The sequence below is a fragment of the Streptomyces otsuchiensis genome (assembly GCF_004305975.1).
GTDB classification, from domain to species: Bacteria; Actinomycetota; Actinomycetes; order Streptomycetales; family Streptomycetaceae; genus Streptomyces; species Streptomyces otsuchiensis.
In genome coordinates, this window is record NZ_BHZI01000017.1 from 1 (window position 1) to 26,974 (window position 26,974).

A 26,974-nucleotide genomic window follows, 5' to 3' on the forward strand; every position below is an offset into this window, starting at 1 on the left:
ACCCGCCCGTACCCCGCGCAATACCTCCGTCGTTGAACCATTGCGGTTGAGTCATCGCCGCCGAACCGTCGCCGCCCGGCGCGCGACATCACCGGGAGCCGGGCAGGCTCCCCCGCCCCGAGGGAGAGACCGTGTCACGTCCGCTGATCGGCGTCAGCACCTATCTAGAGGAATCGGTGCGGTGGGGCGCCTGGGACCTCCCGGCGGCCGTGCTGCCCGCCGGGTACCACCGGCTGGTGCGTGCTGCGGGCGGTCACGCGGTACTGCTGCCCCCGGACGAGGAGGCGGACGCCCCGGCGCTGCTGGAGCGGCTGGACGGTCTGATCGTCTCCGGTGGGCCGGACGTGGCCCCGGAACGCTACGGCGCGGCGCGCGACCCGCGTTGCGGGCCCGAGTACGAGGAGCGGGACGGCTGGGAACTGGCCCTGATCCGCGCCGCGCTGGACACCGGCGTGCCACTGCTGGGCATCTGCCGGGGGCTGCAACTCCTCAACGTGGCGCTCGGCGGCACCCTGGTGCAGCATCTGGACGGGCACAGCGGCCCACCCGGCGTGTTCGGCACACACCCGGTCCGTCCCGTCCCGGGAACGCTCCTCGCCGGTGCGCTGGGCGAGGACGAACTGTCGGTGCCGACCTACCACCACCAGGCGGTGGACCGGCTGGGCGACGGCCTGGTGGTGTCGGCGTACGCGCCGGACGGCACCGTGGAGGCGGTCGAACGGCCCGGCCCGTCCTGGGTGCTGGGTGTGCAGTGGCATCCCGAGGCCGGGGAGGACGCGCGGACGGCGCGGGCCCTGGTCACCGCCGCCGGGCGGCGCCGCGCGGAGAACGGGGCGACGACGGCGTGACTCCCGTCGCCCACAGGCGGCCCCGCCGCCCGGCCCCTACCGTGGGGAGCGGGCCCGAGTCGGGCCAGAACGCGCCCGAGCAGCAGGAGGACCGGCCATGAGCGACATCCCCGCCCTCGGCGACGACGCCCCCGGTGTCGACCCCGCCGCGCCGCCCAGCGGACCGGGCTGCGCGGAGTGCGAGGCGCAGCACGGCTGGTGGGTGCATCTGCGCCGCTGTGCGCAGTGCGGCCACGTCGGCTGCTGCGACTCCTCACCGGGGCAGCACGCCACCGGGCACTACCGGGCGACCGGCCATCCGTATGCGCAGAGCTACCAGCCCGGTGAGGACTGGTACTGGGACTACCCGTCGGAGCGGATGCTCGCGGGCCCGCGGCTGGCGGCGCCCACCGAGCACCCAGCCGAGGTGACCACCCCCGGTCCGCAGGACCGGCTGCCCGCGGACTGGGCGTCCCGGATCAACTGAGCGCGCGCCCGGGGACGCGAGCGGGTCCGCCTCACCCCACGGCGGGGCTCCACGGCGCGGCGGGCGGCGCTCAGCGCTTACGGCGTGGCACGGCCGCGTCCAGGGCAGCGGTGAGCACGGCCGGCGCCTCGGTCAACGACGGCCCGTACCAGGTCAGATGGCGTCCGCTGACCAGTGCGGCGGGCAGGCCGGGGAAGGCTTCGGGCCCATCCGTGGCGTGGAAGGCGTACGGCTCGTCGGGCAGTACCACCAGATCGGCGCCCTCGGCCAGCCGGTCGCGGTCGATGCGCGGGTAGCGCTCGTCGTGACCGGCCCACACGTTGCGCACCCCGAGGCGGGCCAGCAGGTCGCCGGCGAAGGTGTCACGGCCCAGCACCATCCAGGGCTTGCGCCAGATGGGTACGACCGCGTCGGCGTCGAAGGCCCGTTCGACCTGGCGCCAGGCGTCGGCGGCGTCGTCCAGCCAGCCGGGGCGCGGCAGCCGGCAGCCCTCGACCAGGGCCCGTTCGAGTTCGGTCAGGGACTGGGGCAGGGTGCGGATCTCGGTGACCAGCACGGTGATCCCCTCCGCCCGCAGCGCGGCGAGGTCCGGTTCGCGGTTCTCCTCCTCGTTGGCGAGGACGATGTCCGGGCGCAGCGCGGTGACGGCCGCCAGGTCGGGGTTCTTCGTGCCGCGCACCCGCGTGACGTCCAGGCCGGGTGGCTGTTCGCACCAGTCGGTGGCGCCGACCAGCACGGAGGGGTCGGTGGCGGCCACGGCCTCGGTCAGCGAGGGCACCAGCGAGACGACGCGCATCAGGCGCCGCCCCCGGCGACGGGCACCCGGGCGGCGGGCACGCCACGCTCCGCGGGCCCGGCGGGTCCGCCCGCGCGCACCACGACCGGGCCGTGGACGGTGAGCCCCGTGCGCCGCCCGGCGGCGGTGGTCACGGAACCGGGATGGCGGACGTCGACGGAGGTCCCGCCGTCGAGGGTGACGGTGACCAGGGCGTCATGACCGTAGAAGCACACCTCGGTCACGGTACCGGTGGTCGCGGCGGAGCCGGGGTCGCTGAGCCGCAGTTGCTCCGGCCGGAGGATGACCGTGCCATGTTCGCCGGGGGCGGCGCACCGCTCGGGGCCGTCCCCGGGAACGGCGGGTGCCTCGGTCAGCTCGCCGAGGGCGGTGGCGACCGCGCCACCCGGCAGCCGGCGGCCCGGGAGGACCACCGCGTCGCCGACGAAGGCGGCGACCCAGGCGTCGGCGGGCCGGCCGTAGACCTCGTGCGGGGTGCCGTACTGGGCGACCCTGCCGTCCCGGAGCACGGCGATCCGGTCGGCGGTGGAGAGCGCCTCCTGCTGGTCGTGGGTGACCAGCACGGCGGTGGAACCGGTCGCCCGCAGGGCGGAGCGCACATCGGCGCGCAGCCCGCCGCGCAGCGCGCTGTCCAGTGCGTTGAACGGTTCGTCCAGCAGCACCAGGGCGGGCCGGGGCGCCAGGGCACGGGCGAGGGCGACGCGCTGCTGCTGTCCGCCGGAGAGTTCGTGCGGCATCCGGTCACCGAGGCCGCCCAGGCCCACGAGGTCGAGCATCTCCTCCGCGCGGGCCGCGCGTTCGGGGCGGCGCAGCGCGGTCAGCCCGAAGGCGACGTTGCGCGCCACGCTCAGGTGCGGGAAGAGCGCGCCCTCCTGCGCGACGATCCCCACGGCGCGGCGCTCGGGCGGCAGGTGGACGCCGGGCCCGGCGACGGTCCGCCCTCCGACGCTGACGGACCCGCCCTCGGGCCGCAGGAATCCGGCGACGACCCGCAGCAGGGTGGTCTTGCCGCAGCCGGAGGGCCCCAGCACGGCGGTCAGCTCTCCGGCGGGGATGTCGAGGTCGAGTCCGTCCAGGACCCGGCCCTCGCCGTAGCCCACGGTCAGGTCCCGGATGCGGAGTTCGGTCATGAGCGGTGCCTCCCGAGGAGGTAGGAGGGGACGGCGGCGATCAGCACCAGGGTCAGGGCGTAGGGCGCGGCGGCGGCGAAGGCGAAGTTGTCGGTGTGGGTCCACAGCCGGGTCGCCAGGGTCTCCATGCCGGTGGGCCGCAGCAGCAGGGTGGCGGGCAGTTCCTTCATGATGACCACGAAGGTCAGCGCCGCGCCCGCCGCGATACCGGGCGCCGCCAGCGGCACGGTGACCTCGCGGAGGGTGCGCAGCGGTCCGCGTCCCAGCGAGCGGGCGGCCTCCTCCAGCGACTCGGGCGCCTGGAGCACGGCGGCGCGGATCGCGGTGACGGCCAGCGGCAGGAAGAGCGCCGCGTAGGCGATGACCAGCAGCGGCCACTCCTGGTACAGCGGGTTGGCGTAGCGCACGGCGAGGAAGACGAAGGCGAGGGCCACGGTGATGCCGGGCAGGGCGTGCCCGGCGAAGGACGCCTGTTCCAGTACCCGGGCGAGGCCGCCGCGGTAGCGGGCCGCGATGACGGCGACCGGCAGCGCCAGCAGCACGGTGAGCGCGGCACCGGCGGCGGCCACCCCGACGGTCGCCCAGGCGGTCTCCAGCAGGGCGGCGGGCTGCCAGGTGGCGGAGTTGCCCACGGCGATCCAGTAGCAGAGGGTTCCCACGGGGAAGGCGACGGCGGCCAGCGCGACCAGTCCGGCCCAGCCGGTGGCGGCGGCGCGGGCCCAGGGGCCCAGCGGCAGGCGCAGCGGGGGGCGGGCGGTCCCGCGTCCGGCGCGCGCGTACCGGGCGCGGCCCCGGGTGCGGCGTTCGGCGACGACCAGCAGCACGGTGATCAGCACCAGCACGCAGCCGAGCGCGGCGGCCGGGGTGCGGTCGAAGCTCGCCCGGTAGGACGTGTGGATGGCGCGGGTGAAGGTGTCGTAGCGCATCAGCGACACGGCGCCGAAGTCCGACATCACGTAGAGCGCGACGAGCAGGCCGCCCCCGGCGGCGGCGGGGCGGAGCTGCGGGAGGGTGACGGTGCGGAAGGTGCGCCAGGGGCCGTGGCCCAGGGAGCGGGCGGCTTCCTCCTGGGCGGGGTCCATGCCGCGCAGCACGGCGGCGACAGGCAGGTAGACGTAGGGGAAGCAGGCGAGGCTCAGGGCGATGGCGGCGCCCGCGAAGCCGCGTACGCCGGGGAAGGCGGAGAGCCAGCTGAAGGACATCACATAGCTGGGCACGGCCAGCGGCAGTGTGGCCAGGACGGCCCACAGGCGGGGTGCGGGGAGCGCGGTGCGCTCGGTGAGCCAGGCGAGGGAGATGCCCAGGACCCAGGTCGCGGCCACGACCACGACGGTCAGCCGCAGACTGTTGGAGAGCAGTCCCGCGGTGCGGTCGGCGGCGACGACGTCCCAGGCGAAGGCCGGGCCGCGCTCCAGTGCGCGGATCACCAGGTAGACCAGCGGCAGCAGCGCGAACAGGGCCGTGACGGTCGCCGGCACCAGCAGGATCAGCGGGACGCGGCGCCGGGCGGGCCGGTGGGAGCCCCGGCGCCCGGCCGGCGCGTGCGGCGCGCCGGCCGGGCCTCGGGCCGGACCGTCGCCGGTCCCGCCCGCGCCGGTGTCGGCCGGGGCGTCGGCCTCCGGCGGCGCGGGCGGTTGGGGTGACGGCCGGCCCGGTGGGTTCATGCGGGCTATCAGACCATTCCGACTTCCTGCAGGAGCGCGAGGGTCTCCTCCAGGGAGTCGAGGTCGGTGAGGTTGACGTCGGGGGCCTCGATGGAGTCGAAGGCGGGAAGCTCCTCGACGGGGCTGGTGACGCCGGCGGCCAGCGGGTACTCCTTGGTCTCCTCGGCGAAGTACAGCTGCGCCTCCTCGGAGAGCAGGTATTCGACCGCCTTCAGCGCGGCGTCGCTCTGGCCTCCGTGCGCGGTGATGCCGACGCCGGCGACGTTGATCAGCGAGCCGGGGTCGCCTCCGGGGAAGTAGTGCAGCCGCGTGTTGAGGCTGTCCTCGCCCTCCTCCGCGACGGTGGCGTACCAGTAGTAGTGGTTGACGAGGCCGACCTCGATGTCACCGTTGTTGACGGCGTCCAGGATGCCGCCGTTGCCGTCGAACGCCTCGGCGTCGTTGGCCTGGAGTGCTTCCAGCCAGTCGCGGGCACCGTCCTCGCCCTCCAGGACGCGCAGCGCGGTGACGAAGGTCTGGAAGGAGGCGTTGGTCGGTGCGTAGGCGACCTTGCCGTTCCACTCCTCGTCCGTGAGGTCGTGGATGGAGCCGGGCAGGTCGCCCTCCTCCACCAGGTCCTGGTTGTAGACCAGGACGCGGGCGCGCCCGGAGATCCCGACCCAGTCGCCGGCGGAGCCCCGGTGGGCCTCGTCGACGCCGCCGAGCACGTCCTCGGGGAGTTCCTCCAGCAGCCCGGCCTTGGACAGCGCGCCGAGCGCTCCGGCGTCCTGGGAGATGAAGAGACCGGCGCCGGTGTTCTCGCCCTCCTCCATCAGCGCGGCGGCGTGCTCGGCCGTGCCGGCGTAGCGGACGGTGACCTCGACGCCGGTGGCTTCCTCCAGCTGGCCGATGAGCGGGTCGATCAGCTCCTCGTTGCGGCCGGAGTAGATGGTGAGGGTCTCGCCGCCGCTCTCGCCCGCGTCCTCACCGCCGGAATCCGAGCCCGCGCCGTTGCCGGAGGACTCGTCGGCGGAGGAGTCGTCGCTGCCGCAGGCGGCCGCGGCCGGGATCAACAGGGCCGCGCCGGCTATGGCGGCGACGATGCGGCGGTGGCGTCTCATGAGGGTCCCTTTCCTGGGGCTGCGCCGGGGTCGGCGGTCGCGGCTCGGACCGGGCTGTGAGCGATTCCAGCCAGTGAGGCGACAGAGGTGAGGCTACCCTTACCTCTTTACCAAGTCATTACCGGGGGTGGGTCTCGGCTCCCCGCCCCCGGCGGCGGCCGCCTCCGGGCGGTGCGTCTCCCGCCCTCCCGCCGTCCCGCGCCCGTCGTCCCGTACGGGCGCGTGCGACCGTGCCGCTTCGCGCCGATGTCGGCCCGGTGCGCGATGATCCGGGGGTGAACCGACGTCTGATGCTGCTCGATACCGCCTCGCTCTACTTCCGCGCCTACTTCGGCGTCCCCGAGTCCGTCCGCGCTCCTGACGGCACGCCCGTCAACGCGGTCCGCGGCCTGCTCGACTTCGTCGCCCGCCTGGTCACCGACCACCGCCCCGACGACCTGGTCGCCTGCATGGACGCGGACTGGCGGCCGCAGTGGCGGGTGGAGCTGATCCCCTCCTACAAGGCGCACCGGGTGGCGGAGGAGGTCCCGGCCGGCACCGACGTGGAGGAGACCCCGGACACCCTCTCCCCGCAGGTCCCCGTCATCGAGGCCGTGCTGGACGCCCTCGGCATCGCCCGGCTGGGGGCGGCGGGCTACGAGGCGGACGACGTCATCGGCACCCTGGCCACCCGCTCCACCGGGCCGACGGACATCGTCACCGGCGACCGCGACCTGTTCCAGCTGGTGGACGACGCGCGCGGGGTGCGGGTGCTCTACCCGCGCAAGGGTGTCGGCGACTGCGACCTGGTCACCGACGCCGTCGTGCGCGAACGCTACGGGGTGGCCGCGGACCGGTACGCGGAATTCGCCGTGCTGCGCGGCGACCCCAGCGACGGACTGCCCGGCGTCAAGGGCATCGGCGAGAAGACCGCCGCGCAGCTGCTCGCCGAGTTCGGCGACCTCGCCGCCGTCCGTGCGGCGGCGACGAACCCGATGTCCTCACTGACCCCGGCCCGCAGACGCAACCTGGCCGCCGCCTCCGGGTACCTCGACGTGGCGCCCGAGGTGGTGCGGGTGGCGACCGCCCTGGAGTTGCCGGACACCGACCTCACGCTGCCGGGCGCGCCACGCGACCCGGCCGCCCTCGACGCCCTCGACGCCCGCTGGGGGCTGGGCGGCTCCCTGCAGCGGGTGCTGGCGGCGCTCCCCCGCTGACGCGCGGAACACCCGCCCGGGGCGGGGCACCCGGGGCAATACCCCGACTGCCGCGCCCCGGGCGGACGAGCAACACCGCGCGGGCCCCGGTCCGGTCTCAGCCGACGGAGCTGTAGGCGACCACGCCCCGCAGCACGCCGTCCACCGCCTTCCGGGCGCTCTTCGCCACCGACGACCCGGCCGGCGCCGCCGCGGCGACCTGCCCGAGGACGTCCACCACCTGCTTGCACCAGCGCACGAAGTCGCCGGCGGGCATCTCCGCGTCCCGCAGCACCGCGTCCAGCCCGTGCCCCTGCACCCACCGGTACACCGGCCAGGCGAACCCCAGGTCCGGTTCCCGCTGGCCGACGCCGGCCGTCTCCCCGATCCGGTGGTCCTCCTCCAGGGCGTCCAGCCGGCCCCAGATCCGCACCATCTCCGCCAGCGCCGCCTTCGCCGGGCCGCCGGGCACCTCGGGCGGCAGGGCGTCGTCGGCCGAACGGCTCTCGAAGACCAGCGCCGAGACGCACGCCGCCAGTTCGGCCGGGTCCAGCCCTTCCCAGACTCCGTCCCGCAGGCACTCGCTGGCCAGCAGGTCCAGCTCGCCGTAGAGACGGCCGAGCCGCCGGCCGTCCTCGGTGACCTCGTCGCCGTGCAGGTAGTCCAGCTCCGTCAGCAACGCGCAGACCCGGTCGAAGGTCCGGGCGATGGTGTTGGTGCGGCCCTCGATCCGGCGCTCCAGCTGCCTGGTCTCCCGGCGCAGCCGGTGGTACCGCTCCGCCCAGCGGGCGTGGTCCTCCCGCTCGTCGCAGCCGTGACAGGGGTGGGCCCGGATCGCGGTGCGCAGCCGTGCGATCTCCTGGTCGTCGACGGCGTCGGCGCGCCGCCGGCGGTGACGTTCCGGCTCGTAGTGCCCGGCCTTGGTGCGCAGCGCGGAGGCGAGGTCCCGGCGGGACTGGGGGCTGCGCGCGTTGAACGACTTCGGGATGCGCATCCGGTCCAGCGCCTCCACCGGGACGGGGAAGTCCGCCTCGTTGAGCCGCTTGACCTGCCGCTGCGCCGTGAGCACCAGCGGTCGCGGACCCTCGTTCCACCCGCCCTCCCGGCGGCCGTCGCGACGGCCGTGGCCCGCGCCGCGCCCACCGCCGGGCAGGCCCGGGTCCAGGACCAGCGCCAGACCCGCGAACCGTCCGGTGGGCACGTGGATGACGTCGCCGGGCCGCAGCTGCTCCAGCGCGGTGGCCGCCTCGGCGCGCTGGATCGACGCGCCCTGCCGGGCCAGTTCGTTCTCCCGGTCCTTCAGCGCGCGACGCAGCGCCGAGTACTCGGTGAAGTCGCCCAGGTGGCAGGTCATCGACTCCTGGTAGCCCGCCAGCCCCTCCTCGTTGCGCTGCACCTGCCGCGCGATGTTGACCACGGAACGGTCGGCCTGGAACTGCGCGAACGAGGTCTCCAGCAGCTCCCGCGAGCGGCGCCGCCCGAACTGGCCGACCAGGTTGACCGCCATGTTGTAGGAGGGCTTGAACGAGGAGCGCAGCGGATAGGTGCGGGTCCCGGCGAGGCCGCCGAGCGCTCCCGGGTCCATGGCGCGCTGCCACAGCACCACCGCGTGGCCCTCGATGTCGATCCCGCGCCGGCCGGCCCGCCCGGTGAGCTGGGTGAACTCCCCCGGCGTGATGTCGGCGTGGGTCTCCCCGTTCCACTTGACCAGCTTCTCCAGCACCACCGAGCGGGCCGGCATGTTGATGCCGAGCGCCAGCGTCTCGGTGGCGAATACCGCCTTGACCAGGCCGCGCACGAACAGCTCCTCCACGACCTCCTTGAAGGTCGGGAGCATGCCGGCGTGGTGGGCCGCGATGCCGCGCTGGAGCGCCTCCAGCCACTCGAAGTACCCGAGGACGTGGAGGTCCTCGTCGGCGATCGAGGCGGTGCGCTCCTCGACGATCTCGCGGACCCGGGCGCGCGCCGCCGTGTCGTTGAGCCGCAGTCCGGCGACCAGGCACTGCTGCACGGCCGCTTCGCAGCCGGCCCGGCTGAAGATGAAGGTGATGGCGGGCAGCAGCCCCTCGGCGTCCAGCCGGTCGATGACCTCCGGCCGGCTCGGCGTCCAGATCCGCGCGCGCTGCCGTCGCTCGCGCTCGCGGTCCGCTTCCCGGCGCGGGCGTCCCCGGCGGGCGTCCCGGCCGCCCGGGCGGCTGTTCTCCATCCGGGCCATCCGCTCCAGCTCCGGATTGACCTCGCGCTTGCCGCCCTTCTCCTCGAAGAGGTCGTACATCCGGCGGCCCGCCAGCACGTGCTGCCACAGCGGTACCGGCCGGTGCTCGGAGACGATGACCCGGGTGTCGCCCCGGACGGTGTCCAGCCAGTCGCCGAACTCCTCCGCGTTGGAGACGGTCGCCGACAGCGAGACCAGGGTGACGGACGCGGGCAGGTGGATGATCACCTCCTCCCACACCGCGCCCCGGAAGCGGTCGGAGAGGTAGTGCACCTCGTCCATGACCACGTAGCCGAGGCCGTTCAGGGTCCGGGAGCCGGCGTAGAGCATGTTGCGCAGCACCTCGGTGGTCATCACCACCACCGGCGCCTCGGAGTTGACGCTGTTGTCGCCGGTCAGCAGGCCGACGTTGGCGGCGCCGTACCGTTTGGCGAGATCGTTGAACTTCTGGTTGGACAGCGCCTTGATCGGGGTGGTGTAGAAGCACTTGCGGCCCTGGGCGAGCGCCAGGTGTACGGCGAACTCCCCCACGATCGTCTTGCCTGATCCGGTGGGCGCGGCCACCAGCACACCACTGCCGGACTCCAGGGCGCGGCACGCCTCGGTCTGGAACGGGTCGAGGGTGAACTCGTAGCTCTCGCGGAACGCGGCGAGCTCGGTCGCCTGGTCGTCGGCGCGCCGACGCGCCGCGGCGTAGCGCTGGGCGGGGGTGAAGTCGTCGCTCATCGTGCCGTCGAGCCTACCGGCCGGACCGGACAGAACTCCTGGCCTTTTGCCCGGTGTCCTCACCGTGCCCCTCGTGACGGGTCCGGCACGGTCGCCCCTGGCCGGCCCGCGCGTGTGCCTCAGGCGGGAGCCGCGGCGCCCAGGACCCTCACGGCGCCCGGCCGGCACTCGGCGGTCAGCGGCAGGGCGCCGACGCGGTCACCGTCCGCGTACCCGGTCTGCCCGGCCGCCTCCAGCGTCACACGGGCGGCGCGGTGCACCGTGACCGCCGGGTGGTCCACATGGGTCCCCCGGTAGACGCGGGGGAAGACGCGCAGCAGGGTGCGGCGGGAACAGTCGCCGACGACCACCACGTCGAGGAGTCCGTCGTCCAGCAGCGCGCCGGAGCAGATCCGCATGCCGCCGCCGTAGCTGGTGCCGTTGCCGACCGCGACCAGGGTGGCCTCGGTCTCCAGCCACGGCCCGTCGTCCAGCCTCAGCCGGTACGGGACGGGGCGGAACGCCGCGAGTTCGGCCAGGATCGCGAGGTCGTACTTCAGGCGACCGGCCGGCAGGCGCATCCGGTTGCCGCGGTCGTTGACCCGGGAGTCGAAGCCGGAGGCCAGCACCGTGCCGAACCAGCGCTCGTCGCCGGTGCCGGGGCCCGCCAGTCCGAGGTCGATCCGCCGCCCGGCGCCGGACTTCAGCGCGTCGGCGACCAGCGCGGCGGCCCGGCCGGGGGCCCGTACCGGCAGACCCAGGGTCCGGGCGAAGTCGTTGCCGGTTCCGGCGGCGACCACTCCCAGCGGGGTGTCGGTGCCGGCGACCGCCTGGAGCGCCAGTGAGACCAGCCCGTCGCCGCCGACGGCGACCAGCGCCCCGGTGCCGGCCTCGACTTCCTCCCGGACGCGGCGCAGCGCGTCGTCGGCGTCCTCGCCGACGACCGCCCGCACCGCGTACCCCGCGTCACGGAGTACCCGGGCGGCGGGGCCGGCGGCGTCCGCCCCACGGCCGCGGCCGGCCGTGGGGTTGACGAAGAGGGATATCTCGCTGGTCACGCGCGGACTGTATCGGCTCAGGTGATGTCGTCGTAACCGCCCGAGCGCGGGGGTCCCTCTCCGTTCTGCGGGGAGCGCGGCGGGGCGATCCGGCCGGGTGCGTCGATCGGCTCGGGAGTGAGGTCGAGGTCCGACGCCTCGTCGTCACTTAGCTCGGCGGGCTGGCGACGGCGGCGGCGCAGGTCGTTGAGGAGGGCGATGCCGGTGGCCACGAAGTAGAGGCCGGTGATCGGCACCGCGAGCGCGATCATCGACATGGGGTCGGTGGGCGTGACCGCAGCGGAGAACAGCGTGATGCCCATCACCATGCCGCGCCACCAGCCGAGCAGCCGCCGTCCGGTGACGACACCGCCGAAGTTGAGCAGCACCAGGATCAGGGGCAGTTCGAAGGCGAAGCCGAAGGCGACCGCCATGCGGACCGTGATGTCGAGGATGTCGGAGACCGACACGAGGTTCTGCGCGTCGTCGGCGGTGAAGCTGAGCAGCACCGGAATGGCGCGGGGAAGCAGCCAGTAGGCGAAGTAGACGCCGACGGCGAACAGCGGCGCGCCGAAGGCGACGACCGCCCGGGAGTAGCGCTTCTCGTTCTGGTGCAGGCCGGGGGCGATGAAGGCCCACAGCTGGTGGAGCCAGACGGGAGCGGCGAACACCAGCCCTGCCAGCAGCGAGACCTTGATGTACGTGGTGAAGGGGGAGGTCAGGCCGTCCTGGGTGAGGACGGCGCACCGCGGCCCGTCGGCGTCCCCGTCGGGACTCGTCAGTTGCAGACACTTCGGAAGTGGTTCGGTGAGGACGTTCATGATGTCCTTCGCGAAGAACATCGCCACCACGGTCACCACCACGATCGCCAGCACGGCGACCGCCAGCCGGTTCCGCAGTTCCCGCAGGTGGTCGACGAGGGACATGCGCCCCTCGGGGTCCCTCACCTTGCGCTCGTCCTGCTCCTGGTCCCCTTTACGGGCGGCCTTCAGCACCCCTCGTCCTTATCTGCTACGGCGGGGCCGGTCGGAACCGGCCCCGCGCCACGGGCCGCGTGCGGCGGCCACTGCCGGTTCAGCCCTGGGCGTTGCCGCGGGGCTCCTCGACGGGACGGGCACTGGAGACGTCGCCGGGGGCGGCCTGGATGGTCCTGGCGGCGGGCTGCTGCTGGGCGGGGGTCTGCTCGGGCGCCGCCGCCTGGGTGGTGGTGGAGTCCGTGTCGCCATCCTTGCGGAGTGCCGCGGTCTCGCTCTTCAGGATGCGCAACGACTTGCCGAGGCCACGTGCCGCGTCCGGCAGCTTCTTCGAACCGAAGATGACCACGAGGAGTACGAGAATGATTACGATCTGCCACGTTCCGATCTGGCCCATAACTTCCGTCTACCTTCTCTTCCCGGGCTGCGTGATCTCCCTGGATTCCCCGGACAGGCACACTCCCGCCCGGCACGAACGCTCGGCAATCTTAACGCCCAGGGGTAAATACAAAGCAATGCCCGGGCGTCCGGGATATCCCATGAATACGCACGTGTCCCGCGAACCCCGCGAGAACCGGGGAAACACGCCGGATGACGCCGGATGACACCGGACCCGCCAGCCCCGTCGGCGGAGCGCGCCGCTCGCGCTCAGCGCCCGCGCTCACCCTCGCGCGCTCCCGCACCCAGCGAGCGGCTGTTCCCGACCACCGGGACGGCGGCGCGCTCCAGCTCCTCGGCGGCCCGGGTGATCCGCTCGGCGCTGTCCCCGACGGCGGCCGAGAAACGGCGCACCTCCACGGCGACCCGGATGGCGAGGACGGCGAGCACGGCGACACCGCAGAAGGCGAGAGCGAGGTGGACCATCGGCCAGAACATGCCCGGAAGCCTAACGGAGCCCGCTCGTCGGCCCCGGCCCGGCCGCCCCGGCGCGCCCGGGCCGGCCGGCAGCGCGACGCGGGGCTCCCCACAACGCGCCGCCGACCGGCCGGACACAGGCCCCGGGCGGTCCGTGTCAGTCCCCGTAGGCCGCCAGGGCGCGCACGGCGGCCTCCCGGGCGCTGTCCGCGAGCGCCGGCGGGGAGACGATCCGGCCGTCGCCGCCCAGCCGCAGGGCGAGCCTCCGCAGCGTCGCCGGATCGCTGGTGCGCAGCGTGATCCTCAGGCCGCCGTCGGGGAGTTCCTCGGCGGTGTCGTACGGGTAGTACTCCGCGACCCAGCGCCCGCCGGGACCGACCTCGATCACGACCTGAGGGTCCGAGGCGGCGGGCTGCACCAGCCCGGCGCTGAGGTCCCGGGGTTCGACGGGCGGCGGCTCGGCGGGCGTGTCCAGCAGTTCGATGCTGGCGACCCGGTCGAGCCGGAAGGTCCGCCGGGCCTCGGATCGGCGGCACCACGCCTCGACGTAGGTGTGGCCGACCGCGAACAGCCGGATCGGGTCGATCTCGCGGTCGGTCAGTTCGTCGCGGCCCGGCGAGTAGTACCGGATGCGCAGTCGCCGCCGTTCCGCTATGGCACGGTCGACGTCGGCGAAGACCTCCCCCTCGGACTCGAAGGTCACCGACAGCCGGGAGCTGGCCCCGGCGCTCTCACCGGCCGCGGCCTCCAGCTTGGCGGTGGCGCGCAGCAGCGCCTCGCGGTCGCTGTCGCGCAGCCCCGGCAGGGTGGCCACGGCGCGCGCGGCGACCAGCAGCGCGGTGGCCTCGTCGGCGGCGAGACGCAGCGGCTCCCCGGCGCCCTCGCCCACCGCCTCGGCGTTGTACCACCAGATCCGCTCACCGTCGGTGTCGATGTCCAGCAGGTCCCCGCCGCGGAAGCTGGTGCCGCACATGGGCAGCACCTGGAGGTCGGAGATCAGCTCGTCCGCGGTGATCCCGAACGCGCGCGCCACCTCGTCCACCCGCGCTCCGGGCCGGTCGCGCAGGTAGGTCACGAGCGACAGCAGCCGCCGGGTGCGGTCGATGGCGTTGACCGCCATGGCACTTCCCTCATCCCTTGGCGACGGCACGCAGCCGGTCGACCACGTCGGCCCGCAGTTCCGCGGGTTCCAGCACGATCACGTCCGGGCCGAACTCGGCGAGCCACGCGCCCAGCCCGTGCCCGTGGGGCAGTTCCAGCTCGTCCCAGCCGTCGTCGCCGGTGCGGGTGGCGGTGGCGCGGGCGCGCAGCGGGTATCCGGCGCCCGAGCGCAGCCGGATGCGCGCCTGCCCGGTGGCGTGCTCGCCGGCCCAGGTGGCCACGGTGTCGCGGACGGTGACCCGGTCCGGCACGTCGGCGGTGAACGCGCCGCCGCGGGAGCGCACCCGCCCGGTGATCCGGGAGAGCCGGAAGACACGTTCGGCGCCCCGGTCGCGGTCGTAGCCGGCGAGGTACCAGTGGCCGCGCCAGCACTCCAGCGCCCAGGGCTCGACCAGCCGCGGGGTGGAGCGCGCGGCGTTGGCCTTGCGGTAGTCGAAGACGACGGGGCGCCGGTCGCGGCAGGCGACCATCAGCGGTTCGAAGGACGCCTCGCCGGCCGGGATCCGCGGTTCCAGCGCGCCGAACGGCTCCGCCTCGTCCCCGGCCAGCGGCATGCCGGCGGCGCGCAGCTTCTGGAGCGCGGCGCTGGCCGCGCCGGCGAGCCGGACCTGCTGCCACACCTTGGCCGCGAGGCCGAGGGCGGCCGCCTCGGCGGCGTCCAGGGTCAGCGGCGGCAGCCGGTTGGAGTCGGGGCGGGCGACGTAGCCGACCTCGCCGTCGAGGTTCTCGACGGTCTCGATCACCATGCCGAGTTCGCGCAGGTCGTCCTTGTCGCGTTCGAACATGCGGTTGAAGGCGTCCTCGCCGCCCGCCTCGATGTACGCCTCGATCGAGGTGCGCAGTTCGCGCTTGCTCAACGGCCGGCTGGCGCCGCGCAGGCACAGCGCGAGATTCATCAGCCGCTCGGCCTTGGCAATGGCCATCGACGCGCCGCCCTCTCTCAACTGTCGCTCAGGGACCGACCGTACCGCCATCGGCACCGTGGGCGAAAGCGCGGGCCCGTCGCCCGCGCAGCGCGGGTGACGGGCCCGGGTGGCGACGGCCCGCAGGCCGCCGCCGGTGGCTCGGAACGGCCGGTCAGACGGAGACCAGGTCGCAGACGAAGATCAGCGTCTCGCCCGGCTTGATCGCGTTGCCGGCGCCGCGGTCGCCGTAGGCCAGGTGCGGCGGGATGATCAGCTGACGGCGGCCGCCGACCTTCATGCCCTGCACGCCCTTGTCCCAGCCGGAGATGACCTGGCCGGCGCCCAGCTGGAACTGGAGCGGGCGACCGCGGTTCCAGCTGGCGTCGAACTCCTCGCCGGAGGAGAAGGACACGCCCACGTAGTGCACCGAGACGTTGGCGCCCGCCTCGGCGACCGGGCCGTCGCCCTCCCAGAGGTCCTTGATCTCCAGGTCGGCCGGCGGCTCGCCGCCCGGGAAGTCGACCTCGGGCTTGCTGTTGCTCACGGAATTCGCTCCTTGCTGCGTCACTGTTGGCTCGGGACCACCCGGCGCCGCGTGACGCGGCGGCGGGGAGGTCCCGCGGTCGGGCACTCGGTGATCAGACCACACCGAGGATGTCGACCACGAAGATCAGCGTACTTTCCTGCAGCTCGTGCCCGTCGGCGGCGCCGTACGCCTTCTCCGGCGGAAGCACCAGCAGGACACGGTCTCCGACGTTCTTGCCGACGAGCGCCTCGTCCCAGCCGGTCACGACCGAGCCGGTACCGATCTGGAAGGCGCTGGCCGCCTCGCGGTCCCAGGAGGCGTCGAACTGCTCTCCCTCGGCCCAGTCCACGCCGGTGTACTGCACGACCAGGCCCTCGCCGGCCTCGACCTCCGCGCCGTCGCCCTCGACGAGCACCTGCTCCCGCAGCTCGGACGGCGGGTCCTCACCCTCGGGGACGGTGACCTCGGCGGCCTTCCCCTCGCCCGCGACGACCTCCGGCATGCCCTCCGCCGGCTCGGCCTGCTCCCCCTCGGCCTCACCCTGCGGGTCGATCTCCGCGGCGCCGACGATGTCGAAGACCCAGACGAGGCCGTCCTCCTCGTTCATGCCGGCCTGCGCGACCTGCGGGCCGATGAGCGTGCCGGCCTGGCCCTCGATCAGGACCCGGCTGCCGACCTTCTGGCCCACGACACTGTCGACAATGGCCTGCGGCAGCATGCCCTCCTCGCCGGTGCGGGCCACGTACTGGGAGCGCGGGGCGTCCTCGTCGGCCTCGGCCTCCTGCCCGGGGATCTCGGGCTTCACCCAGGTGTTGATCAGCTCGGCCTCGTCGGCGACGGTCATGCCGACGACATCGGCACGGAAGTAGTCACCGGAGGCGACCTCCTCACCGTCTCCCTCGGAGATCACGGTGACCTTGGTCTCGGCGTCGAACTCGGCCTCGGGATCGACCTCGATCTCCGGCGGTGAGCCGATCTCGCCCGACACCGTGGTGGCCGCGGCGGCGTCCGAACCGGAGGAGTCCCCGTCGTCGGAACCACAGGCCGAAACGAGGAGCAGGGCCGGGACGGCCAGTACCGCCGCCAGGCGGTGCGCTGTCTTGGTGGGAATCATCAGTCCAACTCGCGATTAGTGGGGGATCGGGGCGGGACCCGCCTGTCGCGCCCCACCCTACGGCTTACACGCGGCAACGCGAGGCCCTTGTGCCCCAAGGCGAGCGGGCCCTTTCGGGCAGCCCGCGGGGCCTTATTCGCTCCTTATGCCGCGGACGGCACCCGGATCCGCTCCGTGCGGACGGGATCACGGCGCGTCACGCCGCGGCCGGTCCCGGGAACGGCGACGGCCGCGCACCCGGGGATGCGCGGCCGTCGGACGGATGAGCGCGAGAACGCCCGGCCCGTCCTTCGCTCACATCCCGGCGATCAGCTTCTCCACCCGTTCGTCCACCGACCGGAACGGGTCCTTGCACAGCACGGTGCGCTGCGCCTGGTCGTTGAGCTTGAGGTGGACCCAGTCGACGGTGAAGTCCCGGCGCTGCTCCTGGGCGCGGCGGATGAAGTCGCCGCGCAGTCGCGCCCGGGTGGTCTGCGGTGGCACGGACTTGCCCTGGAAGATCTCCAGGTCGTTGCAGATGCGCTTGGCCTGTCCCTTGCGCTCCAGCAGGTAGTAGAGGCCGCGCCTGCGGTGGATGTCGTGGTAGGCGAGGTCTATCTGCGCCACTCTCGGGTGGGACATCGACAGGTTGTTCTTCGCCCGGTACCGCTCGATCAGCTGGTACTTCATCACCCAGTCGATCTCGGTGTTGACGCGGTCCAGTTCCTGCTCGCGGACGGCGTCCAGGGTGCGGCCCCACAGCTCCAGGACCTGCTCTGTGACGCCGGTGCGGATACCGCGCCGTTCGCAGAAGTCCAGCGCCTTGTCGTAGTACTCCTGCTGGACCTCCAGGGCGGACGCCTCCCGGCCGGTGGCCAGTCGGACCTTCCGCTGCCCGGTGATGTCGTGGCTGACCTCGCGGATGGCCCGGATCGGGTTCTCCAGGGTGAGGTCGCGCATCACCGTGCCGGCCTCGATCATCCGCAGCACCAGGTCGGTCGCGCCGACCTTCAGCAGCATGGTGGTCTCGGACATGTTGGAGTCGCCGACGATGACGTGCAGGCGACGGTACCGCTCGGCGTCGGCGTGCGGCTCGTCCCGGGTGTTGATGATCGGCCGGGAGCGGGTGGTGGCGGAGCTGACGCCCTCCCAGATGTGCTCGGCACGCTGGCTGACGCAGAACACCGCGCCGCGAGGGGTCTGGAGGACCTTGCCCGCGCCGCAGATCAGCTGACGCGTGACGAGGAAGGGGATCAGGACGTCGGCCAGCCGGGAGAACTCGCCGTGCCGGCCGACCAGGTAGTTCTCGTGGCAGCCGTAGGAGTTGCCGGCGGAGTCGGTGTTGTTCTTGAAGAGATAGACGTCGCCGGCGATGCCCTCCTCGTGGAGGCGGCGCTCGGCATCGACCAGCAGCCCCTCCAGGATTCGCTCGCCCGCCTTGTCGTGGGTGATGAGTTCGGTGACGTTGTCGCATTCCGGGGTGGCGTACTCCGGATGCGACCCGACGTCCAGATAGAGCCGGGCCCCGTTGCGCAGAAAAACGTTGCTGCTGCGGCCCCATGACACGACGCGGCGGAACAGGTACCGCGCCACCTCGTCCGGTGACAGCCTCCGCTGTCCACGGAAAGTGCAGGTGACGCCGTACTCGTTCTCAAGCCCGAAGATTCGGCGGTCCATGTGTGAACAGTACGCCTGCGGGCGGCATCCCAAACCGGGTTCAGCGCGGCGTTGCGATCATTTTCCGCCCGCCGCCGGGCCCGGGGCCGGGACGGAGGGCTCGCCCGGCGGCTCGCTCAGCTCCACTCCCGGCCGCACCGGACGGCGCGCGAGGACCCCCCGGGTCGCCAGCAGCACCAGTGCCGCCGCGACGCCACCGACCGGCGCCACCACGAACCCCGCCGCGGTCCCGTGCGACTCCAGTACCGGGCCCACCACTCCGGTGCCGGCCGCGACACCGACACCGAAGGTCGTCACGAGCCAGGAGAACGCCTCGGTCACGGTGCCGAGCGGCGCGTGCCGGTCGATCACCACGAACGAGCAGGCCAGTGCGGGGGCGAGGAAGATCCCGGACACCCCGGCGAGCAGCGTCATGGCCGCCACCGACGACGGCGCGAGTGCCAGCGGCAGGTAGCCGGCGGCCAGCGCCGCGACCAGCACCATCAGCCGCCGCTCGGGCTCACCGGCCCACTGCCGGGCGCCGTACCAGAGGCCGCCGAGCAGCGCCCCCGCCCCGAGCGCGGACAGCAGGTAGGTGGAGATCAACTCGTCACCGGCGCTCTCGGCGTAGGCGACGGCGGCCACCGAGATCGAGCCGAGCGCGATGCCGACGAAGAAGAACGCGCCGAGCAGCGACAGCATGCCCCCTGAGCGGAGCGCGCCCAGCCAGTGGGACTCCCGCGGCGCGCTGCGCCAGCTCCGGGACGGCTCGGAGGTGACGACCGACAACGCGCCGAGTACCCCCAGTACGTTGATCACCAGGAGCGCCCCGGCCGGTGACCAGATGCTGACCAGCACCATCACCACCAGCGGTCCGACGGCGAACATCACCTCCTGGGCGACGGCGTCCAGCGCGTAGGCACGGTGGATGCGGTCCTCCCGCTTCAGCACGGAGGGCCAGAGCGCGCGCAGCCCGCCCTCCAGCGGCGGGGTGGCGACACCGGCCACCACGATGGCGGCGGCGGCCACCCCGAGGGGGTCGATCCCGGAGACGGCCAGCACGATCATCGCGACGGCCGACACGATCGCCGAGGGCAGCATCACCCGGGGCTGGCCGCGCAGGTCCGCCATCCGCCCCAGCAGCGGCTGACCGACCGCGGTGGCCAGCCCGTAGAGCGCGGCCAGCGCGCCCGCGAGCGAGTAACTGCCGCCCTCGGCCCGGGTGAAGATCACGATCGCCAGCGGGGCCGTGCCGTACGGCAGCCGCCCCACGAGCGTGCCGGTGATCAGTCTGCCCGCGTGCGGCATCCGCAGCAGTTCCATGTACCCCAGCGCCATCGGCCGGCTCCGCTCGTCGTCTCTCGGCCCGCCTGCCTCCGCTCCCGGCCCCGCCGCGTCGTGCGGGGCCGTGGCACTTCCCCGGAGGCGGGCACCCCGGCGAAGTGTTACGTATAACGCCAGTGATTATACGTACGATGCGTGCTCTGTGGACCGGGCCTGCCAGACTGTTCCGTTCCGTGGACACGACGGCGCACGACAGGGCACCGCCGAGCGGGCACACGGGCCCGGGCCACCACCGGTCCGGACCGGACGGGAGTGGCAGTGAGGCAGCAGCACAGCAGACGCGACGGAACGCGGGCACACGTCGGCCGCCGCGGCCGGTGGTGCCGCCCGGCACCACCGCGGGAGACCCGGCGGTCCCACCGCGCCGGAGCCCCGGAACGGGCGGAGCACCGGGAACGCGCGGGAGACATCCGGTGAACGGCCGCCGCCCGGGCCCCGCCGGAGCGACCCCGGCCCGACCCACCAGCCGGGATGTCGCCGAACGCGCGGGCGTCTCCCAGGCGACCGTCTCGCTGGTGCTGCGCGACCGCTGGAACGGCCGGGTCTCCCCCGCTCGCGCGGAGGCGGTACGCGCCGCCGCCCGGGAGCTCGGCTACCGCCCCAACCTCGCCGCCCGCAACCTGCGGCTGGGCCAGCGGCGCACGGCACTGCTGGTCGTTCCCGCGCTCACCACCGAGTTCTTCGCCCGGGTGCACTCCGGGGCGGCGCGGATGGCCGCCGAACACGACATCGGCGTGGTGCTCTATCCGTCCCCCGCGGGGGTCGGGCCCGCCCCCGATCCCTTCGCCTCGGCGAGCGCCACGCTCGACGGAGTGATCGCCTCCTCCATGGCCGCCGACGCGCTCGCCGCGCTGCGCGACGGCGGGGTCCCCCTGGTGATGCTGGACAGCGAGCCGGGACGGGAACCGGCGGTCGCCACCGTCAACCCCGACATCGCCGACGGCATGCGCCAGGTCACCGGCCATCTGCTGGAGTTGGGACACCGCACCTTCGGCCACATCGCCGCGTCCGTCGACACCTGGACCTTCCACGCGCGCGCCCGGGTACTGCGCGAGGAGCTGGCGGCCGCCGGCACCGCGCGACTGGTCGCGGCCGAGGCGGCCGCGCTGAGCGTACGGGAGGGGATGCTCGCCGCCGAGCGGGCGCTGCGCGCCGATCCGCGCCCGACCGCGCTGGTCTGCGACGACGACGTGCTCGCCGCCGGAGCGTGCAAGGCCGCGCGCCGGATGGGGCTGCGGGTGCCGGAGGACGTCTCGGTCACCGGTATCGACGACCTGGTCCTCGCGGGCGCAGTCGAACCGGAACTCACCACGGTGCGGCTGCCGGCCGAGGAGATGGGCGCGGCCGGGCTGGGCTCGCTGCTGACGGTGCTGCGCGGGGAGAGAGCGGGCAACACCCTGCTGCCGGTGGAGCTGCTGACCCGCGGCTCCACGGCGCCGCCGCCGGCGGACGGACCGCCCGGGGGACGCTGACCGCCTCCGCCCTCGGTGGTGGCCCGCTCGCGGGCCACCACCGAGCGGGGGTCACTTCTTCTTCTTGGGGCTCCCGCCCTCGCCGGAGGCGTCGCCACCACCGGAGCCGTCGGGCGCCTCCGCGTCCCCGGCGTCGTCCGTCCCCGCGTCGGCGGACGTCCCGGGCTCCAGCAGCTGCGACAGCTGCCGGCCCAGTACCCGCTTGAACTTGCGCCGCTGCGGGCGGGTGCGGTCCAGGACCGCGACCTCCAGCTGGTCGGCGGTGAGTTCGCGCTCACCGCCGTTGCCGTCCCGGCCGAGAGCCTGCACGGCCAGCCGCAGCGCGGCCGAGAGCGTCATGCCGTCCTCGTGCCGCTGCTCCAGGTAGCTGCTGATCTGGTCGGCGTTGCCGCCGACCGCGACCGAGCCGTGCTCGTCGATGATCGAGCCGTCGTGCGGCAGCCGGTAGACCTGGTCGTCCTCCGGGGCGTCGCCCACCTCGGCGACGATCAGCTCGACCTCGTACGGCTTCTCCCCCGCGCTGGAGAAGATGGTGCCGAGCGTCTGGGCGTAGACGTTGGCCAGGCCGCGGGCCGTGACGTCGTCCCGGTCGTACGTGTAGCCCCGCAGGTCGGCGTAGCGCACGCCGCCGATGCGGAGGTTCTCGTACTCGTTGTACTTGCCCGTGGCCGCGAACCCGATGCGGTCGTAGATCTCGCTCACCTTGTGCAGCGCCCGGGAAGGGTTCTCCGCGACGAAGACGATGCCGTCCGCGTACTGGAGCACCACCAGTCCGCGCCCGCGCGCGATGCCCTTGCGGGCGTACTCGGCGCGGTCGGCCATCGCCTGCTGGGGTGAGACATAGAACGGTGTCGTCACCGGCTATCGGTCCCTTCCTGTCCTCCTGCGCCCGGGAGCGTCCTGTGCTCCGGGGCACTTCTGTCCGAGCATGGCCTCGGCTGTCTGCGCATGGCCCGGGTGTCCTAGACGACGGGCGCCAGCGGCCCGTTGGGCAGCTGGAGTCGTGCGTCGAGGACGGTGCGCGCGATGTCGGCGACCTCGCTCTCGGCGAGCCGCCGGTACCCGTCCTCGGAGATGACGGCGACCACCGGGTAGATCCGGCGGGTGACGTCGGGCCCACCCGTCGCCGAGTCGTCGTCAGCCGCGTCGTAGAGGGCCTGGACGGCGACGGTGGCCGTCTGCTCCTCCGTCAGGTCCCCGCGGTGCAGCTTCTTCAGTGCGCCGCGCGCGAAGATCGAGCCCGAGCCCACCGCGGCGAAGCCGAACTCCTCGGAGCGGCCGCCGGTGACGTCGTAGGAGAAGATGCGGCCCTTCTCGCGGTCGGTGTCGTAGCCCGCGAACAGCGGCACGACCGCCAGGCCCTGCATGGCCATGCCGAGGTTACCGCGGATCATGGTGGAGAGGCGGTTGGCCTTGCCCTCCAGCGAGAGCGTGTCCCCCTCGACCTTCTCGAAGTGCTCCAGCTCCAGCTGGAACAGGCGCACCATCTCCACGGCCAGACCCGCGGTGCCGGCGATGCCGACGGCGGAGTACTCGTCGGCCGGGAAGACCTTCTCGATGTCACGCTGGGCGATCATGTTGCCCATGGTGGCTCGGCGGTCACCCGCGAGCACCACGCCGCCGGGGAAGGCCACGGCGACGATGGTGGTGCCGTGCGGTGCCTCGATCGCGCCCTGCACGGGTGGCAGCGGGCGGTGCCCCGGGAGCTGCTCCGGGGCGTGCGTGGACATGAAGTCCAGGAACGACGAGCTGCCGGGGGTCAGGAACGGCGCCGGGAGTCGGCCCTGGTCGCGGGAGTTGGCTGCCACTGATGTCCTTCCAGATAAGAACCGGCCGGCCGGTATCGCCGGGGCCCGTGGCCGGGCGGGGCCGGCGCGGCGTCGAAGCCGGGGCACAGTACGCCACGGACCCTACCCGCAGCGTGGCCGTGATCCACATGAACGGCCCGGACGGTCGCGCGCCCGGAGCGGAACCGGTGCGCACGACCGCCGGACCACCCGGACGGTCGCGGGGGACTCAAGCCCGCTGGGGGCTATTGGCCGCCCTTCTGCACGAAGCCGCGGACGAAGTCCTCGGCGTTCGCCTCCAGGACCTCGTCGATCTCGTCGAGCACGGAGTCGACATCCTCGCTGAGCTCCTCCTGGCGCTCCTTGAGTTCGTCGGACACCTCCGTCGACTCGGTCTGTTCCTCGGTCTCCTCCGTGGCGCGCGATGCCTTCTGCTGGCCGCCGCCGCTGTCCTTGGTCGCCATCTGCCTCACCCCGCTCAGTTAGCCGATCGCCTACGTCTTCCAAGATCAGACCCTACAGCCGGGTGCTGACATCGGCTCCTCGATCGCGCACCGGACACCGTGCCCGCCGCGCTCTCCACGATCATTCCCGTCCTGCGCGAAATCAGCCGCCGGAGAGGGCACGGACCAGTTGGTCCGCGGTCTCGCACCGGTCGAGCAGTCCCTCGACGTGCTCGCGGGTGCCGCGCAGCGGGTCCATGGTGGGCACCCGCTGCAGGGAGTCACGGCCCGGCAGGTCGAAGATGACCGAATCCCACGAGGCGGCCGCCACGTCGTCGGCGTACTGCTCCAGACACCGCCCGCGGAAGTAGGCGCGGGTGTCCTCCGGCGGGCTGGTGACGGCGCGGCGCACCTGATCCTCGGTGAACAGCCGCCGCATCCGGCCCCGCTCCGCCAGCCGGTTGTAGAGCCCCTTGTCGGGCCGGACGTCGGAGTACTGGAGATCGACCAGGTGCAGCCGTGCGGCGTCCCAGCCGAGATTGTCCCGGCGGCGGTACCCCTCCAGCAGTTCTCGCTTGGCGACCCAGTCGAGCTGGTCCGCCAGGCTCATCGGGTCGCTCTCCAGCCGGGTCAGCACGTCCTCCCAGCGGGCCAGGACGTCGCGGGTCTCGTCGTCCGCGTCCGCGCCCCAGCGCTCCTCGACGTACTTGCGGGCCAGCTCGAAGTACTCCATCTGGAGCTGGACGGCGGTGAGGGTGCGACCGCTGCGCAGCGTGATCAGACCGCGCAGTCCCGGATCGTGACTGACCCGGTGCAGCGTGCGCACCGGCTGGTCCACGGCCAGGTCGACGGCGATGAAGCCGTCCTCGATCATCGACAGCACCAGCGAGGTGGTGCCGAGCTTGAGGTAGGTGGAGATCTCCGACAGGTTGGCGTCGCCGACGATGACGTGCAGCCGGCGGTAGCGCTCGGGGTCGGCGTGGGGCTCGTCCCGGGTGTTGATGATCGGCCGCTTGAGGGTGGTCTCCAGCCCGACCTCCACCTCGAAGTAGTCGGCCCGCTGGCTGAGCTGGAACCCGTCGGCGCCACCGTCCTGACCGATACCGACCCGGCCGGCGCCGCAGACGACCTGGCGCGAGACGAAGAACGGCGTCAGGTGCCGGACGATGTCCGAGAAGGCGGTCTCCCGCCGCATCAGGTAGTTCTCGTGCGTGCCGTAGGAGGCGCCCTTGTTGTCGGTGTTGTTCTTGTAGAGGTGGATGGGGTGGGCTCCGGGCACCTCGGCGGCCCGGCGGGCCGCCTCGGCCATGACCCGCTCCCCCGCCTTGTCCCACAGGACCGCGTCGAGGGGGCCCGCCGTCTCCGGGGCGCTGTACTCGGGGTGCGCGTGGTCCACGTAGAGCCGGGCGCCGTTGGTGAGGATGACGTTGGCCAGCCCGATGTCCTCGTCGGTGAGCTGGCTGGAGTCCGCGTTCTCGCGTGCCAGGTCGAACCCGCGGGCGTCCCGCAGCGGGTTCTCCTCCTCGAAGTCCCAGCGCGCCCGGCGGGCACGGTGCATCGCCGCGGCGTAGGCGTTCACCACCTGGGACGAGGTGAGCATGGCATTGGCGTTGGGATGACCGGGAACGGAGACGCCGTACTCCGTCTCGATGCCCATCACGCGCCGTACGGTCATGCGGCCCTCCTTGCCCTGCGGCGGCCCCCGGACAGGCCCACCGCACGCCACGAGCCTAGGTGCCACGGGCCGCGATGGGGAGGTGACAGGGGGTTTCCTGTGGGCTGTCTGGGAAAAACGCCCGGCTGCGGGACACACAGGCACCGTGGCCTGCGCGCCCGCAGCCGGGCCGGGTGTCTTTACAGATATTGTCCGGTATTGGCCACCGTATCGATGGAACGACCGGTGTCGGCACCCTGCTTTCCGGTGACGAGCGTGCGGATGAAGACGATCCGCTCGCCCTTCTTGCCGGAGATGCGGGCCCAGTCGTCCGGGTTGGTGGTGTTCGGGAGGTCCTCGTTCTCCTTGAACTCGTCCACACAGGCGGCGATGAGGTGGGCGACCCGCAGACCCTTCTGGTTCTGGTCCAGGAACGCCTTGATCGCCATCTTCTTGGCACGGTCGACGATGTTCTGGATCATCGCGCCCGAGTTGAAGTCCTTGAAGTACAGGACCTCCTTGTCACCGTTGGCGTAGGTGACCTCCAGGAAGCGGTTCTCCTCGGACTCCGCGTACATCTGCTCCACGACGGTCTGGATCATGCCGCCGACGGCCGCCTCGCGGCTGCCGTGGTGCTCGGCCAGGTCCTCGGTGTGGATGGGAAGGTTCGGAGTGAGGTACTTCGTGAAGATGTCCTTGGCCGCCTCGGCGTCCGGCCGCTCGATCTTGATCTTGACGTCCAGCCGGCCGGGCCGGAGGATCGCCGGGTCGATCATGTCCTCGCGGTTGGAGGCGCCGATGACGATGACGTTCTCCAGCCCCTCCACGCCGTCGATCTCCGACAGCAGCTGCGGGACGATGGTGTTCTCCACGTCCGAGCTGACGCCCGAGCCACGGGTGCGGAACAGGGAGTCCATCTCGTCGAAGAAGACGATGACGGGCGTGCCCTCACTGGCCTTCTCGCGCGCCCGCTGGAAGACCAGCCGGATGTGCCGCTCGGTCTCGCCGACGTACTTGTTGAGAAGCTCCGGACCCTTGATATTCAGGAAGAAGCTCTTCCCGGCGGGCTGTCCGGTGACCTCGGCGACCTTCTTCGCCAGCGAGTTGGCGACGGCCTTGGCGATCAGTGTCTTGCCGCAGCCGGGCGGACCGTAGAGCAGCACGCCCTTCGGCGGCCGCAACTCGTGCTCGCGGAAGAGGTCGGGATGGAGGTAGGGCAGTTCGACCGCGTCGCGGATCAGCTCGATCTGGTTGCCCAGACCGCCGATCTTGGCGTAGTCGATGTCGGGGACCTCTTCGAGGACCAGTTCCTCGACCTCGCTCTTGGGCACGACCTCGTAGACGTAGCCCGAACGGGAGTCGAGCAGCAACGCGTCACCGGCGCGGAGCGTCGCGCTCGGCAGCGGTGCGGCGATCCGCACCACCCGCTCCTCGTCGGTGTGGCCGACCACCAGCGCGCGCTCGCCGTCCTCCAGGACCTCCTTGAGGGTGACGATGTCGCCGGCGCTCTCGAACTCCATGGCCTCGACCACGTTGAGAGCCTCGTTGAGCATCACCTCCTGGCCGCGCTGCAACTCCTCCAGCTCGATACCAGGACTGACGTTGACCCGGAGCTTGCGGCCGCCGGTGAAGATGTCGGCGGTGCCGTCGTCGTTGGCCTGCAGGAAGACACCGAAACCGGCCGGCGGCTGCGCCAGTCGGTCGACCTCTTCCTTGAGCGCCACGATCTGGTCACGGGCCTCGCGCAAAGTGCCGGCCAGCCGCTCGTTCTGGGACGTCACCCCCGCCAGGCTCGTCTGCAACTCGACGATCCGCTCCTCGAGCACCCGGGTGTGCCGCGGGGAATCAGCGAGCTTGCGGCGCAGGACAGTGATCTCCTGCTCTAGATCGGCAACCTGCCGGGCCGGGTCGTCGGACCCCCGACCGGGACGGATACCGCGGTTGGTGTCGTCTTCGTGGGATGCCACG

The 26,974-nt window shown here is 72.8% G+C and carries 25 protein-coding genes; 4 read left to right on the forward strand and 21 right to left on the reverse strand.

Annotated elements, in window-relative coordinates; all coding sequences use genetic code 11:
- Nucleotides 1-131 precede the first annotated feature (131 nt).
- A complete protein-coding gene (locus tag E0D90_RS03245) occupies nt 132-848 on the forward strand; it encodes a gamma-glutamyl-gamma-aminobutyrate hydrolase family protein (RefSeq protein ID WP_227869955.1) in 717 nt (238 codons plus the stop codon).
- A gap of 97 nt (nt 849-945) precedes the next feature.
- A complete protein-coding gene (locus E0D90_RS03250) occupies nt 946-1,314 on the forward strand; it encodes a UBP-type zinc finger domain-containing protein (protein WP_103501154.1) in 369 nt (122 codons plus the stop codon).
- 70 nt (nt 1,315-1,384) lie between these two features.
- Here the strand turns inward: E0D90_RS03250 and E0D90_RS03255 are convergent, their stop codons facing one another.
- The 4 genes from E0D90_RS03255 to E0D90_RS03270 are packed head-to-tail and all read right to left on the reverse strand — an operon-like array spanning nt 1,385 to nt 6,004.
- A complete protein-coding gene (locus tag E0D90_RS03255) occupies nt 1,385-2,110 on the reverse strand; it encodes a helical backbone metal receptor (protein ID WP_130796523.1) in 726 nt (241 codons plus the stop codon).
- The gene (locus E0D90_RS03260; RefSeq protein ID WP_130796524.1) at nt 2,110-3,240 is read right to left on the reverse strand and encodes an ABC transporter ATP-binding protein; all 1,131 of its coding nucleotides are present in this window, start codon (nt 3,238-3,240) and stop codon (nt 2,110-2,112) included. The genes E0D90_RS03255 and E0D90_RS03260 overlap by 1 nt, the downstream gene beginning before the upstream one ends.
- Complete coding sequence (locus tag E0D90_RS03265; RefSeq protein ID WP_130796525.1) at nt 3,237-4,904, reverse strand: ABC transporter permease; 1,668 nt, start codon at nt 4,902-4,904, stop codon at nt 3,237-3,239. Before E0D90_RS03265 ends, E0D90_RS03260 begins: the two co-directional genes overlap by 4 nt.
- A gap of 8 nt (nt 4,905-4,912) precedes the next feature.
- A complete protein-coding gene (locus tag E0D90_RS03270) occupies nt 4,913-6,004 on the reverse strand; it encodes an iron ABC transporter substrate-binding protein (RefSeq protein WP_103500569.1) in 1,092 nt (363 codons plus the stop codon).
- Between the two features lie 290 nt (nt 6,005-6,294).
- Between E0D90_RS03270 and E0D90_RS03275 the strand changes: the two genes are divergently transcribed.
- Nucleotides 6,295-7,200 (forward strand): 5'-3' exonuclease, encoded by a 906-nt coding sequence (locus tag E0D90_RS03275; protein WP_130796542.1) that lies wholly within the window; start codon nt 6,295-6,297, stop codon nt 7,198-7,200.
- 97 nt (nt 7,201-7,297) lie between these two features.
- Here the strand turns inward: E0D90_RS03275 and E0D90_RS03280 are convergent, their stop codons facing one another.
- From E0D90_RS03280 to E0D90_RS03330, 11 genes are all read right to left on the reverse strand, one after another.
- Nucleotides 7,298-10,120, reverse strand: coding sequence for a DEAD/DEAH box helicase (locus E0D90_RS03280; RefSeq protein WP_130796526.1), 2,823 nt, complete (start codon nt 10,118-10,120; stop codon nt 7,298-7,300).
- A 119-nt stretch (nt 10,121-10,239) separates the two neighbouring features.
- Nucleotides 10,240-11,157 (reverse strand): diacylglycerol kinase, encoded by a 918-nt coding sequence (locus E0D90_RS03285; protein ID WP_130796527.1) that lies wholly within the window; start codon nt 11,155-11,157, stop codon nt 10,240-10,242.
- A 17-nt stretch (nt 11,158-11,174) separates the two neighbouring features.
- The gene (gene tatC, locus E0D90_RS03290) at nt 11,175-12,131 is read right to left on the reverse strand and encodes a twin-arginine translocase subunit TatC (RefSeq protein WP_227869956.1); all 957 of its coding nucleotides are present in this window, start codon (nt 12,129-12,131) and stop codon (nt 11,175-11,177) included.
- A gap of 79 nt (nt 12,132-12,210) precedes the next feature.
- Nucleotides 12,211-12,507, reverse strand: coding sequence for a Sec-independent protein translocase subunit TatA (gene tatA / locus E0D90_RS03295; RefSeq protein WP_130796528.1), 297 nt, complete (start codon nt 12,505-12,507; stop codon nt 12,211-12,213).
- A 251-nt stretch (nt 12,508-12,758) separates the two neighbouring features.
- The gene (locus E0D90_RS03300) at nt 12,759-12,986 is read right to left on the reverse strand and encodes a hypothetical protein (protein WP_103529052.1); all 228 of its coding nucleotides are present in this window, start codon (nt 12,984-12,986) and stop codon (nt 12,759-12,761) included.
- 136 nt (nt 12,987-13,122) lie between these two features.
- Nucleotides 13,123-14,085, reverse strand: a complete 963-nt coding sequence (locus tag E0D90_RS03305; RefSeq protein ID WP_130796529.1) for a helix-turn-helix transcriptional regulator — start codon at nt 14,083-14,085, stop codon at nt 13,123-13,125.
- A gap of 10 nt (nt 14,086-14,095) precedes the next feature.
- Complete coding sequence (locus tag E0D90_RS03310; protein WP_103504588.1) at nt 14,096-15,049, reverse strand: helix-turn-helix transcriptional regulator; 954 nt, start codon at nt 15,047-15,049, stop codon at nt 14,096-14,098.
- A 154-nt stretch (nt 15,050-15,203) separates the two neighbouring features.
- On the reverse strand, nt 15,204-15,575 hold the full coding sequence (locus tag E0D90_RS03315; RefSeq protein ID WP_103504589.1) for an FKBP-type peptidyl-prolyl cis-trans isomerase: 372 nt from the start codon (nt 15,573-15,575) through the stop codon (nt 15,204-15,206).
- A 94-nt stretch (nt 15,576-15,669) separates the two neighbouring features.
- A complete protein-coding gene (locus E0D90_RS03320) occupies nt 15,670-16,671 on the reverse strand; it encodes an FKBP-type peptidyl-prolyl cis-trans isomerase (protein ID WP_103504590.1) in 1,002 nt (333 codons plus the stop codon).
- Nucleotides 16,672-16,965: 294 nt separating this feature from the next.
- Nucleotides 16,966-18,327 carry a Pup--protein ligase gene (gene pafA / locus E0D90_RS03325; RefSeq protein ID WP_103504591.1) on the reverse strand — a complete coding sequence of 454 codons (1,362 nt, stop codon included), beginning with the start codon at nt 18,325-18,327 and terminating at the stop codon, nt 16,966-16,968.
- Nucleotides 18,328-18,384: 57 nt separating this feature from the next.
- Nucleotides 18,385-19,644: an MFS transporter gene (locus E0D90_RS03330; RefSeq protein WP_130796530.1), complete on the reverse strand. Its 1,260-nt coding sequence runs from the start codon at nt 19,642-19,644 to the stop codon at nt 18,385-18,387.
- A gap of 419 nt (nt 19,645-20,063) precedes the next feature.
- Here E0D90_RS03330 and E0D90_RS03335 point away from each other — a divergent pair, with 419 nt between their 5' ends.
- Nucleotides 20,064-21,122: a LacI family DNA-binding transcriptional regulator gene (locus E0D90_RS03335; protein ID WP_227869957.1), complete on the forward strand. Its 1,059-nt coding sequence runs from the start codon at nt 20,064-20,066 to the stop codon at nt 21,120-21,122.
- Between the two features lie 51 nt (nt 21,123-21,173).
- On the opposite strand, the gene prcA is transcribed toward E0D90_RS03335, so the two are convergent.
- From prcA to arc, 6 genes are all read right to left on the reverse strand, one after another.
- Complete coding sequence (gene prcA, locus E0D90_RS03340; RefSeq protein WP_130796532.1) at nt 21,174-21,980, reverse strand: proteasome subunit alpha; 807 nt, start codon at nt 21,978-21,980, stop codon at nt 21,174-21,176.
- Nucleotides 21,981-22,084: 104 nt separating this feature from the next.
- Nucleotides 22,085-22,930: a proteasome subunit beta gene (prcB, locus tag E0D90_RS03345; protein ID WP_130796533.1), complete on the reverse strand. Its 846-nt coding sequence runs from the start codon at nt 22,928-22,930 to the stop codon at nt 22,085-22,087.
- Entirely contained in the window at nt 22,882-23,142 is a 261-nt protein-coding gene (locus tag E0D90_RS28465; protein WP_107499090.1) for an endonuclease domain-containing protein, read from the reverse strand. The genes prcB and E0D90_RS28465 overlap by 49 nt, the downstream gene beginning before the upstream one ends.
- A gap of 12 nt (nt 23,143-23,154) precedes the next feature.
- On the reverse strand, nt 23,155-23,373 hold the full coding sequence (locus E0D90_RS03355; RefSeq protein ID WP_181008885.1) for a ubiquitin-like protein Pup: 219 nt from the start codon (nt 23,371-23,373) through the stop codon (nt 23,155-23,157).
- Nucleotides 23,374-23,515: 142 nt separating this feature from the next.
- Entirely contained in the window at nt 23,516-25,027 is a 1,512-nt protein-coding gene (gene dop, locus E0D90_RS03360; protein WP_103504597.1) for a depupylase/deamidase Dop, read from the reverse strand.
- A 179-nt stretch (nt 25,028-25,206) separates the two neighbouring features.
- The gene (gene arc / locus E0D90_RS03365) at nt 25,207-26,973 is read right to left on the reverse strand and encodes a proteasome ATPase (protein WP_130796534.1); all 1,767 of its coding nucleotides are present in this window, start codon (nt 26,971-26,973) and stop codon (nt 25,207-25,209) included.
- Nucleotide 26,974: the final 1 nt, after the last annotated feature.